Below are 11,743 nucleotides of genomic sequence, written 5' to 3' on the forward strand. Positions count from 1 at the left end.
AGACACTTGTCGGTATTGGCGCCTCACACAACATCACAGATTATAATATGCTTGTGTCGGGCATTGTGAATGATGCACGTATGAACACAACCGCTGTTTCGTTCGACTACTCATTGCGTCCAGCGAGATTTCTTTCTATTGAAGGAAAGTCAAATGTGAACATTTACAAGCAGAAGAACCTCACGTCTTCAGAACTCTCCTCCGCCCCCACGACCGACTGGGAACATTTCCTTAAACTATATGTTTTCCCTGCCAAAGGATGGATGCTGAGCGTGAAGAACGAACTCTTCCATACCAACGACAAGAGCATAGGCGTAAACCACTTTCTTGATTTTGCCATTGCATACAAGGCTAAGCGTTGGGAGTTCTCCGTCACAGCAAACAACCTTATTGGCACTTCTGAGTTTGAACGAAGAACTCTCGGCAACACTATTGAGTCGTATAGCGTGACACGCTTACGCCCAAGGGAATTTCTCACCAAATGGAGTGTGGATTTGTAAACTAAAGATGTTTTCAAATACCGTAAAGGTTATATAAAGACCTCTTTTTGGTTGATGTCATAATAAAGCCTAAAAGATTGATTTATATTTTGTAAAACCAAATATATAATGTACATATTATATATAATGTATTTTTGCATTCAAAAAGAGTTGTTAGGTCGCAAACTTGTGAATATTGCGGAATTTAGAACTGTTGCCAAATCGTTACCTCTTTTGAGGAAAAAGTTCATAAATAGCTCATTTTAAGCTATTCAACGGAATTTTAATGCAAAAACTTGACTTCGCTTGCGCTGAATATTAACTTTGCAGCAAACCAATATCAAATAATACCAATGGCGATAAAATACGAAATACAGAAACTGAAAAACGCACAGGGCAAGGGCGATGAGCGTCGTTTTGTCCGCATTTATGAACAAGAGCCGATGACTGCAGACGAGTTGCAGACTCAGATTCAAGACAACTGTTCCCTGACTAAGAGTGATGTGGCAGCCACGCTTAAAGCTTTGTCCGAACTCATGAAGCAAGAACTGGCAAGCGGACGACGCTTCTATCTTCCCGATATAGGCTATTTCAAGTTGTCGGTAGACCTCAGTATGTCTGAAAATACACTCACGGACAAGATTCGCGCCGACAATATTTCGGTGCGAAACATCAAGTTTCGTCCTAATTCTGTAATGCTGAGGCACGTTAAAACAAAGGTTCGTTTCGAGCGTTCATGTTCAACCACTACCTCACGGCAGTATACCGAGGAGGAGCTTCAGACCCGATTGCGAGCCTATCTCAACACACATGCCTGTCTGACTCGCCGCGACCTTGAGCGCGACTTCGGTCTGCGTCAGGGTATGGCTCTGAAATGGTTGCGCCATTTCACCGAAACCGGCATACTGAGGAAAGAAGGAGTGCGTACTGCACCCGTATATTTTCTGCGTGAATGAGTAGGGATATGTTCATACGTGTCATTGTGTAAATAATGCCTCGTTAAAATATTTTAATAAAGCGCATGCTTCCTTTTGTTTCTGCATGAAAAACTGTAACTTTGCAGCATATTACATATATTATCTACATATATAAAGGCTGAAAAGCGTGAAAATAAAGGAAGTAACCAAGGCCCTTGAACGTTTCGCGCCTCTGCCCTTGCAGGAAAGCTGGGATAATGCTGGCCTGCAAGTAGGACTGACAGAGGCGGAAGTATCAGGGGCATTATTGTGTCTGGACGTTACATGCCAGATTGTGGACGAGGCCATACAGAAGGGCTGCAACCTCATTGTGTCGCACCATCCGCTGATATTCCGTAAGCTTGCCCGACTGACGGGCGAGGACTATGTGCAGCAGGCCGTGATGAAGGCTATTGCCAACGGCATCGTGATTATGTCGATGCACACGAATATGGACAATGCACGGGGCGGCGTCAACTTCAAGATTGCCGAGAAGATGGGGCTGCATAATGTGCACTTCATGTCGACAAAGACGATAGACGGTGTGGAGTGTGGTTCGGGAGTGATAGGAGAGTTTGAGGAACCTATGGCTGCCGACGACTTCATCATACTGCTCAAGAAGGCATTCTGTGTGGAGTGTGTCGAGGCCAACCAGCTGTTGCGCCGACCTATAAAGAAGGTGGCTATGTGTGGCGGTTCGGGCTCGTTCCTGTTGGATGAGGCGGTGGAGGCTGGTGCCGACGCTTTCCTTACGGGCGAGATGCACTATCATGAGTATTTCGGTCGCGAGCAGCAGATACAGATAGCCGTGATAGGCCACTATCAGAGCGAACAGTTTACGAGCGAGATTTTCCGCGACATCATTGAGCGTGAGTGTCTGGGCGTGAAGTGCTTCATAGCCGAGACATGCACCAATCCGATAATGTATTTTTAAAAGAATTCACCATAAAACAGAAATAACATATATATAACTATGGCAAAAAAGGAATCAGAAATTTCAGTAGAGAGCAAATTGCAGACTCTCTATCAGCTTCAGACTACTCTCTCGGCTATCGACGAGAAGCGTGCGTTGCGTGGCGAACTTCCTCTTGAGGTGCAGGACCTTGAGGACGAGATTGCCGGACTCAAGACTCGTGTTGAGCATATTGAGGGTGACATCAATGATTTTCAGCAGGCTGTAGCCCAGAAGCAGGGCGAGATTAAGGAAGCTGAGGAGAGTGTGGAGCGATATAAGAAGCAGCTTGACGAGGTGCGTAACAACCGCGAGTATGATACTCTGACCAAGGAGATTGAGTTTCAGAGCCTCGAAATTGAACTTTGCAACAAGAAGATCAAGGAGGCAAACGCTAAGGTTGAGGACAAGAAGCGCGAGCTGATTCGCACCAACGACCTCATCAACGACCGCCAGCAGGCGCTCGACGAGAAGAAGAGCGAGCTCGACGAAATCATGCAGGAGACTCGCGAGGAGGAGCAGGCACTCAAGGCTAAGGCCGAGGATCTGGAGACTAAGATTGAGCCGCGTTTGCTGTCAAGCTTCAAGCGCATCCGTAAGAATGCCCGCAACGGTCTGGGCATCGTGTATGTGCAGCGTGACGCTTGCGGTGGCTGCTTCAACAAGATTCCGCCACAGCGACAGCTCGACATCAAGATGCACAAGAAGATTATCGTTTGCGAGTACTGCGGACGTATCATGATCGACCCCGAGTTGGCTGGCGTTAAGACTGTAGAGACCGAGACTGTCGATGATAAGCCAAAGCGCAAGCGTGCCACAACACGCAAGACTGCTTCGAAGAAATCGGAGGAGTCAGAGACAAAGCTCAGCTAATCGGTTGAGAACTCATTCAAGTTGAGAGTTCTTTCAAGTTGAGAGTTGAAAGTTAGGAGTTGAGAGTTATGATATGCTTTGATATTAAGTGTTTAGCTTGGTAGTCATAACTCTCAATTTTCAATTTTCAACTCTCAATTGTTTTAACTCCTAATTCCTAACTCCTAATTCCTAACTCCTATGCCTAATGCCAATAAATCCGTAACATGGGATAAACTTCTTGATAGCATCGCCACCGGTGCTGCCCATCCCGACGATACCAACTGGAAAATTTTTCTTTATCTTCAGAATAATTACAAGACGATGGGGTCTGTGACAGCTCGCACTCTGCTTGCAGCCTATATGAAACTGCACGTTAAGCGTATGTCGCTCGTCGACTCGTGCATGCTTGGTATGGCGGTGAAGATAAGCGAGACCTACGGCGACTTCAAATTGCCTAAGTTTCTTGAGGCTTGGGGTTACGACAGTTGTCTGCGTGCGCAGGACTTGCAGCGGCAGACAGGTAAGGATGGCAGGCAATACCTGTCGTTGAAGGAACGCGTGGAGCGTGCCCTTCAGTCGTACAGGCTTCATCATCCGGAAGAGTGCAAGGGCGAGTGTGAAGGTATTGTGAGCATGTATGCCGCTAAGGTGTTTGAGAAGGAGACAAATGGCAGGAAGCGTCGCTACGTGAAACTTGTAGCAACGAATGGCTCGGAACTTATTGCCGACAGCCATCAGTTTCCGTGTCGTCCATGGGAGATAAGCGGGCGATTGTTTGATGTGCTGACGAGGGTGTCGAAGCAGGGCAATGAGCGTGTTTCTGAAATAGTGGTTTCAGCGAAACGTGTGGATGAGGTGTTTTCAGCGGAAGTTGGTTTTGTAGAGTTTATTGACGAAAGCCACGGCCACATACATGTCTACGACTCGCAGTCGCGGCATTTTGTAGCGGAGAAGTCGGCACATACGGCATTAAAAATATCAGTTGGCAATTATGTGCGCTTTTGTCCCATAATAGCGAATGGCGACCATTTCAAGTCGGCTGCCATAGTGAGCGTTATGGATAAGTATGAAGGACGCAAGGCTTTCGGGATTTATGAGGCGAAAGTGGAATATGCCAATGTCAAGGACAGATACATACGCTACTCGATAGAGTCGGCAATAAGATACACGCCCGAAGGAAATATCATAAAGGCTGGTTTTGCTTCAACGGCAAATCTTCCGGAAGATGTTAGGAATGGAATTGTTTAGGGCAGCCACGTGCACCTCATCCTCTTCCTGAAAAGAGGGAAAGACGGGATGAAGCACAACTATGTGGCTGAAGTGTTCTGAGAAATAGCGTGGGGAACTTATTAGCCCCACACTTCCTGTGCGATTTCTCTTACAAGGTCGAGTTTTGCCCACTGTTCTGCTTCTGTCAGCTTGTTGCCAATCTCGCATGAGGCGAATCCGCATTGCGGACTGAGGCTAAGGCGTTCGAGCGGAATGTATTTCCCGGCTTCGCGGATGCGGGCTATGATGGTGGCTTTGTCTTCGAGTACTGGTGACTTTGTGGTGATGAGTCCAAGCACTACACGCTTGTTGTCTGAAACAAATCTCAGCGGCTCGAAGTTGCCCGAGCGCTCATCGTCGTATTCAAGATAATAGGTGTCTACATTCTCCTTGGCGAACAGGTATGGCGCAACAGGGTCGTAGGCTCCCTTTGTGGCATAGCACGAATGGTAGTTGCCACGGCAGACGTGAGTGTTTATGGTAAGGCCTTCGGGTTTGCCCTCAATGGCAAGATTGTTTACGTTGAGATACTGCAATGCTTCGTGTTCAAGGGTGAAGCCTGTGCCTGCCATCGACTTCCAGAAGTCGTCGTCAACAATCATTCCCCATGTGCAGTCGTCGAGTTGTATGGTGTTGCATCCGGCAGCGTGAATTTCACGGAAGAAGGTGCGGTAAGCTTCTGCGATGTCATGAATGAGGTCTTGGGTGTTGGGGTAGAATCCGCGAGTGTTCTTGGTGTTGTCGCCACGGAACAGTTCGGCAAGGAATTGTGCTGGGGCAGGAATGGTTTGTTTTGCTTCGATGCCTTCCTCTTCGAATTGCTTAACAAACATGAAATCCTTGATGAACGGATGGTTCTCACCTGTGATTTTGCCTGTAAGTTTCAGCGAACCTTTAGTGGTCTCCTCGCCATGGAATTGGTAACCATGGTCGAGTTCGATGTGTTCCACACCACCGAATCCCCACATAAAGTCCAGATGCCAGTAGCTACGGCGGAATTCTCCGTCTGTTATATAATGTAAGCCGTGAGCCTTCTGCTTCTTTATCACGTCCTCGATAAGGCGGTCTTCTACCGAGCGCAGCTCATCGGCGGTGATTTCGTTGTTGGCGAACTTTGCTCTTGCTTTCTTCAACTCTGCTGGGCGCAGATAGCTGCCTACGGCATCAAAATGCTTGTTTACTGAATTGCTCATAATCATTTTGTTATCTAATTGTTCTTTTTGTTTAATTACTGATTTCTGAGCGCAAAGTTATGAAGAAGATTTTTTGCAGCCAAATATTCTTTTGAATTCGGAAATATTTCCTAACTTTGCATCGCATATACAGTGTTTTACAGAATATTATTCTGCAAAATGAATGTAACTTAGTAAATAAAATAACAATAAACAACCAAGCATAATGGCAAATCAAGAAACTCTTGACGAGATAGACATCAAGATATTGAAACTATTGCAGCAGAACTCTCACATGACTGTAAAGGAGCTTGCTGCACGTGTACACCTGTCGCCGTCGCCAACCTTCGAGCGTCAGAAACGACTGGAGCGCGAAGGCTATATAAAAAGGTATTCGGCTATAGTGGACTATCACAAGATGGGACATAGTGTGATTGTGCTATGCAATATTCGACTGAAACAGCACACTCACGAGCTTATCCAGCAGTTTATGGATACTGTGCAGACCATCGATCAGATAACCGAGTGCTATAATACCACGGGCGACTACGACTTCCTGATAAAAGTTTATGCCCATGACATGAAGGACTATCAGGACTTCATGCTCAACACTCTTGGAAATATTGATTGTATAGGTAGTCTGCACAGTATCATTGTGATAGGCGAGATAAAGGACTCGCATTACATCCCTGTGAGCAGGTGCTATTAACGTTGCTGAGCTAATAGTTCTTTCAGCTCTTCGAAATCGTTAGCCACTTCAATCATATTGTGCCAGTCGCCGCGAATCATTCCCTTTTGGTTGAGGTCGTCCATGAGCGCAATGAGGGCGTTCCAGAATCCTTTCATGTTGTAGATGATAACTTTCTTTTGGTGGTAACCGATGCACTTTGAGGCTGCCACGCAGAATATTTCGTCCAGCGAACCTACACCACCAGGAAGTGCCACAACAACGTCGCATCGCTCAATCATCAAGCTCTTGCGGTCGGCAAGGTTGTCGGTAGGAATGTGCACGTCAAGATATTCCGACATGCGTCCGCCTTTCTCTACAAGCGACGGCACTACGCCGATGACGCGTCCGCCACCGTCGTGCACAGCCTTGGCTATACAGTTCATGAGTCCGTGACTGGTGCCTCCGAAAATAAGGTCGTGGTGGTTCTCGGCCATCCATCTGCCTAATTCTTCCGTCATACGGAAATAGTCGGGGTCGATATGCTCGTTGGCAGAGCAGAATACTGTTATCTTCATAGTTGATTGTTTGTTGTGTAACTTAGCGTGTTTTTGATTATGACGCTAAGTTACAAACAAAATCCCGTATTGCAAAAGTTTTTAAAGAATCTTTACCCCCATACTTCCCGTGTGATTTCTCTTACAAGGGCGAGTTTTGCCCATTGCTCTTCTGTTATTGCTCTTTGCTCACCTCCTCAATCTGCTTTATTATTTCGTCATTGGTCTTCTGCATCTTGCAGTAAATCCACCAGGAAACTGCTATTCCTATTACACCGCCCACGACACCGCCGTAGAATACACCCCACATACCTGTGTCGGCATTTATCGACATGAGGTGCAAGCCTATTTCTATTGAGAACCATACGATTAAGCCTATTAAGGCTATTATCATTATGGCGGCTTGCTTAGTGCGACGTTGTTTCATTTTTAGCAATTTCTCCATAGTGTTGACAAGATTGTCGCGGCTGTAGTCGCTGTTTTTAATAGCTCGCATATTGATGTCGTAGTCGCACCAAACATCACATAGGAGCAATATGATGAATGTGCCTAAACTCCACCAAGACATGTTGAAGTTGTACTTAACAGCAAAGGCTAAATACAGAAATATAGGGATGAGGATAATTTCGCCTATGACCATCTTTTTTATCCATGAGAATTGCTTCTTCATCGACTCAGCCACAATACGGTCGTTGATAATCTCTTGTTGCTCAAGTTGTTTCTTGAACGATGCCATCTGCGAACGCATATTTTCGAGTTCGTTATTATTGTTGCTCTTTTCCATATGAAATGATTTTGTAGGTTGAATAATCATTAAACACTTAACACTTAACATTTAATTATAGCTCCTTCATCCGTTTCAGTTGTTCACGGATGCGCACCAGTCTCACCGATACGTTTTTGGCTGTAATGCCAATGATAGCTGCTATTTCGTCGTAGCTGATGTCCTCGAGCCATAGCAGCACGATAGCACGGTCGAGAGGTTGCAAGCGGCTTATGCGTTGATGCAGAAACTGTGCCTGTTCTGATTTTACTTCACGACTGTTGAAGTAGTCTATGTCCATAGACAGCTGTGTCTTATGGTTGCGCTTCTTGCGTTTGTCGATGGTGATGCAGGTGTTTAGGGCCACACGGTAAATCCATGTTTTGATGTTGCTGCGTCCGTCAAACGATTCCATTCCGTTCCATAGTCTTATGAGCACCTCCTGAAACATGTCGGCAACCTCGTCATTGTCCTTTGAGAACATATAGCACACGGTGTATATAGTGCTACGGTTGCAACGGACAATGTCGGTGAATTGTTGTTCGTTTTCTTTCATAATTGATGTTTTATGTTTGGTATTTTTTATTCTTTAGACTAATGGTGTGTAAGGTTTGCTACGTGGAAAAGATAAAAAAGTTTTTCTGGTGTGTATTTTTTTTTGTGGTCGAGCGAAGGTAACTCGACCACATAAGGTTAACGCCTTCTATTGTTGTATTATTCTTTCATCGAGAGCGAAATGCGCTGGCGCTTACGGTCTACTTCCGTTACTCGCACTACAACGTGCTGGTGAAGTTTCACCACTTCGTTAGGGTCTTTCACGTAGCGGTCGGCAAGTTGTGAGATGTGCACCAGTCCGTCGTGGTGAACGCCAACGTCAACAAAGGCACCGAAGTTGGTAATGTTGGTCACGATGCCAGGAAGTAGCATTCCCACTTGAAGGTCGTCAATCTCGTGAACACGTGGGTCAAACTCGAAAACCTCTACCGCTGCACGCGGATCGCGTCCGGGGCGTTGAAGCTCAGCCATAATATCGGTGAGGGTTGGCATTCCAACAGTATCGGTAACATAGTCCTTCAGACGTATTGACTTCTGAAGTTCCTTGTTGTCTATAAGTTCTGCCACGGTGCAACCCTTGTCCTTTGCCATTGTCTTCACGATGTCGTAGCTCTCGGGATGGACGGCGCTGTTGTCGAGCGGATTCTTGGCTCCTGGTATGCGCAAGAAACCGGCACATTGCACGAAGGCTACCGGACCGAGACGCGGCACCTTCTTCAGTTCGGCACGCGACTTGAACGCTCCGTTCTTCTCGCGATATTCAACGATGTTCTTGGCTGTAGTTGCGTTGAGTCCGCTGACGTACATCAGCAGGTGGCGGCTTGCGGTATTGAGGTTTACGCCTACAGTGTTCACGCAAGATTCTACAACCATGTCCAAGCTCTTCTTCAGTTCGTTCTGGTCGACGTCGTGCTGATACTGACCTACACCAATGCTCTTAGGGTCAATCTTTACCAGTTCGGCAAGCGGGTCCATGAGTCGGCGACCGATTGATACGGCTCCACGTACAGTCACGTCCTCGTTGGGGAATTCCTCACGTGCAGCCTCTGATGCAGAATAAACCGAGGCTCCGTCCTCGCTTACTACAAAGACATTGATGTTTGAGTCGAGTCCTATTTCTTTCAAGAATGTAGATGTCTCGCGACTAGCAGTTCCATTGCCAACGGCTATTGCCTCAATGTCGTATTTCTTCACCATGCTGAGCACCTGGCGTGCTGCACCTTGATGGTCGTTCTTGGGAGCGTGGGGATAGATTGCTTCGAAGTGGAGCAACGTGCCCTGTGCGTCAAGGCAAACAACTTTGCATCCTGTGCGGAAACCAGGGTCGACACCCATTACTCGCTTCTGACCCAATGGAGCTGCAAGAAGGAGCTGACGCAGATTTTCGGCAAACACTTCTATTGCTTCATCATCGGCATTCTGCTTGCTTGATAGGGCAAACTCCGTTTCAATGGATGGCTTGAGAAGTCTCTTGAAGGCATCGTCGGCAGCTTCGCCTACAAGTTTGCTACACTCGCTACGTCCTAATACATACTGGCGATGAATCTTCTCCTTGCACACTTCCTCATCGGCAGAGATGCTGATGCGAAGGAATCCTTCCTTTTCGCCACGGCGCATGGCAAGCAGGCGGTGTGACGAACAACGTCGAAGGGGTTCGGAGAAGTCGAAGTAGTCGCTATACTTCTGTGCTTCGTCTTCCTCGGCCTTTGTCTTCACCACTTTCGAATAAATCACGGCCTCGCGTTTGAATACATTTCTAATGGCTTTGCGCACGTCCTCGTTCTCGTTGACAGCTTCGGCTATGATAAACTTGGCACCCTGAATAGCGTCTTCCACCGACTTAACGTCACCCTTTACAAATTTCTCTGCTGTTCGTAATGGATTAGAGTCGCGCTGCAACAGGATGGTTTGTGCCAAAGGCTCCAGTCCTTGCTGGCGTGCAATGTCGGCCTTGGTGCGGCGTTTGGGTTTGTATGGCAAATAGATGTCCTCCAGTTCTGACATTACCCAGCAGTTTTCTATGCGCTGGCGCAACTGGTCGGTCATCTTGCCCTGGTCTTCTATCGTAGAAATAATTGTTTCCTTGCGCTTTGCCACATCCTGCAATTTCTCGCGCATAAGTGCAATGTCAGAAACCTGCACCTCGTCAAGATTGCCAGTGCGCTCCTTACGGTAGCGGCTAATGAATGGCACGGTACAGTTTTCGTCGAGAAGTTCGAGGGTGTTTTCGACACTACGTTCAGACAATGATAGTGTGTCGGCAATGATTCTTGTAAATACGTTCATTATATTATAATAAGGTATAAATTCCACAGAACAGATAGGCGAGCATAAATTATATAGGCAAGCCTAAATGGTACTGGGTTGATAAATTTTTCTGCAAAGATAGTGCAAACCGAAGACAATGCAAAACAAGCGAGCTTGTTTTTACATATTCTTAGGGACGAAGGTCTCCCAAGTCTGGTCGTCGTAGAATATTCTTATCTCAACGATATGACGCTCGTGTTTGTCACAATTTTTTACCAACTGTATTCCCTTCGTTTTGCTTGGACTTTCTGGCTGTACAGTTTCAGGTGTTTCAGTATTGGGTGCCTCTGCTGTTGTATGGCTGCCATTGTTTGAATCGATTGTGTTGTTAGTGCTAATGTCAGCAGCGGCTTCAGGTGTAGTGTCAAAGTCTGGCGTATAATTGGTGGGGTGGGGAGTAGGGGAGTTGAACGATGCTCCAGCTTCAGAGTTGCGATAGTCAGTCATGGCTCCACGGCCGAACAAGAGCCAGTCGGTGGAGATGTCGGGAAAGCGACTCTTGATTGCGTCGACGATTTTGAGCGATGGGGCTGTGCGTCCGGTGAAGATGCTGCTTAGTGTAGCAGGGGCAACTTTTATGTTCTCGGCAAACTCCTGCTGAGTCATGTGCTGCGACTCTATGATTCTTTTTATTCTGTCTTTCATATGCGATGATGATGAATTCTTGTTTGTTCTTCTTCTTTTTACAAAGTTAAATCAAAAAAATGAAATATACAAGTTTTACAAGAATAAATACATTGCGCTTATATGCATTTGTATATGTGAATGTGGGTAGGTTTGGTTTGAGGTATTTAGTAGTGTGTAAATTGAAGTGGGGAAGTGTAGTATATAACCCTATAAAACCTTATCTATTACTTTAACTAAATATAGTAAATAAATGGTTATCAATTATAATTGTTGCGCAAATACAATGATGAATAAAGATAAAAATGGATAAAAACAAGCAATAATGTCGTTGTAACATACTTAAAGCTTTAATGAATATAATATAAAACACTTATATACAGTGTTTTATGAATAATTGAACGATTAGATATGAATATTCATACACAAAAACAAAGCTTTAAATTTACAAATATACATATTTAAATATTGTTGATTTGTAAAGAAAGATGAAGGATTTAAATTTACAAATACGCATTTGCGAAATCTGAATTTAGACAATTGCAAATTTGTAAATCGGTTATTTTGAATGTAAAAATATGTAAAAC

At 45.6% G+C, this 11,743-nt stretch carries 12 protein-coding genes; 6 read left to right on the forward strand and 6 right to left on the reverse strand.

Annotated features, from left to right (window positions below):
• The 5 genes from I6E38_RS12795 to I6E38_RS12815 all read left to right on the forward strand — a co-directional run.
• On the forward strand, positions 1–500 hold a 500-nt coding region (locus I6E38_RS12795), incomplete at its 5' end, for a hypothetical protein (RefSeq protein WP_235394360.1).
• A 332-nt stretch (positions 501–832) separates the two neighbouring features.
• Positions 833–1,435 carry an HU family DNA-binding protein gene (locus I6E38_RS12800; protein ID WP_235394361.1) on the forward strand — a complete coding sequence of 201 codons (603 nt, stop codon included), beginning with the start codon at positions 833–835 and terminating at the stop codon, positions 1,433–1,435.
• A 148-nt stretch (positions 1,436–1,583) separates the two neighbouring features.
• A complete protein-coding gene (locus I6E38_RS12805; protein WP_235394362.1) occupies positions 1,584–2,369 on the forward strand; it encodes a Nif3-like dinuclear metal center hexameric protein in 786 nt (261 codons plus the stop codon).
• A 39-nt stretch (positions 2,370–2,408) separates the two neighbouring features.
• Positions 2,409–3,260: a zinc ribbon domain-containing protein gene (locus I6E38_RS12810; RefSeq protein WP_235394363.1), complete on the forward strand. Its 852-nt coding sequence runs from the start codon at positions 2,409–2,411 to the stop codon at positions 3,258–3,260.
• Positions 3,261–3,440: 180 nt separating this feature from the next.
• The gene (locus I6E38_RS12815; protein ID WP_235394364.1) at positions 3,441–4,490 is read left to right on the forward strand and encodes a hypothetical protein; all 1,050 of its coding nucleotides are present in this window, start codon (positions 3,441–3,443) and stop codon (positions 4,488–4,490) included.
• 101 nt (positions 4,491–4,591) lie between these two features.
• Here I6E38_RS12815 and I6E38_RS12820 read toward each other — a convergent pair whose 3' ends face one another.
• Positions 4,592–5,704, reverse strand: a complete 1,113-nt coding sequence (locus I6E38_RS12820) for a 5-methyltetrahydropteroyltriglutamate--homocysteine S-methyltransferase (protein WP_235394365.1) — start codon at positions 5,702–5,704, stop codon at positions 4,592–4,594.
• 205 nt (positions 5,705–5,909) lie between these two features.
• On the opposite strand from I6E38_RS12820, the gene I6E38_RS12825 reads away from it, so the two are divergent.
• A complete protein-coding gene (locus tag I6E38_RS12825; protein WP_235394366.1) occupies positions 5,910–6,392 on the forward strand; it encodes an Lrp/AsnC family transcriptional regulator in 483 nt (160 codons plus the stop codon).
• Here the strand turns inward: I6E38_RS12825 and I6E38_RS12830 are convergent.
• From I6E38_RS12830 to I6E38_RS12850, 5 genes are all read right to left on the reverse strand, one after another.
• Positions 6,389–6,928: an LOG family protein gene (locus I6E38_RS12830; RefSeq protein WP_235394367.1), complete on the reverse strand. Its 540-nt coding sequence runs from the start codon at positions 6,926–6,928 to the stop codon at positions 6,389–6,391. The two genes, I6E38_RS12825 and I6E38_RS12830, sit on opposite strands and share 4 nt — an antisense overlap.
• A 154-nt stretch (positions 6,929–7,082) precedes the next feature.
• Complete coding sequence (locus I6E38_RS12835) at positions 7,083–7,691, reverse strand: hypothetical protein (protein ID WP_235394368.1); 609 nt, start codon at positions 7,689–7,691, stop codon at positions 7,083–7,085.
• Between the two features lie 55 nt (positions 7,692–7,746).
• Positions 7,747–8,226, reverse strand: a complete 480-nt coding sequence (locus tag I6E38_RS12840) for an RNA polymerase sigma factor (protein ID WP_235394369.1) — start codon at positions 8,224–8,226, stop codon at positions 7,747–7,749.
• A gap of 158 nt (positions 8,227–8,384) precedes the next feature.
• Positions 8,385–10,511 (reverse strand): Tex family protein, encoded by a 2,127-nt coding sequence (locus I6E38_RS12845; RefSeq protein WP_235394370.1) that lies wholly within the window; start codon positions 10,509–10,511, stop codon positions 8,385–8,387.
• Positions 10,512–10,652: 141 nt separating this feature from the next.
• Positions 10,653–11,177: a helix-turn-helix transcriptional regulator gene (locus I6E38_RS12850; RefSeq protein ID WP_235394371.1), complete on the reverse strand. Its 525-nt coding sequence runs from the start codon at positions 11,175–11,177 to the stop codon at positions 10,653–10,655.
• Between the last annotated feature and the right edge of the window lie 566 nt (positions 11,178–11,743).

The sequence above is a fragment of the Leyella stercorea genome, assembly GCF_021531355.1.
GTDB lineage: Bacteria > Bacteroidota > Bacteroidia > Bacteroidales > Bacteroidaceae > Prevotella.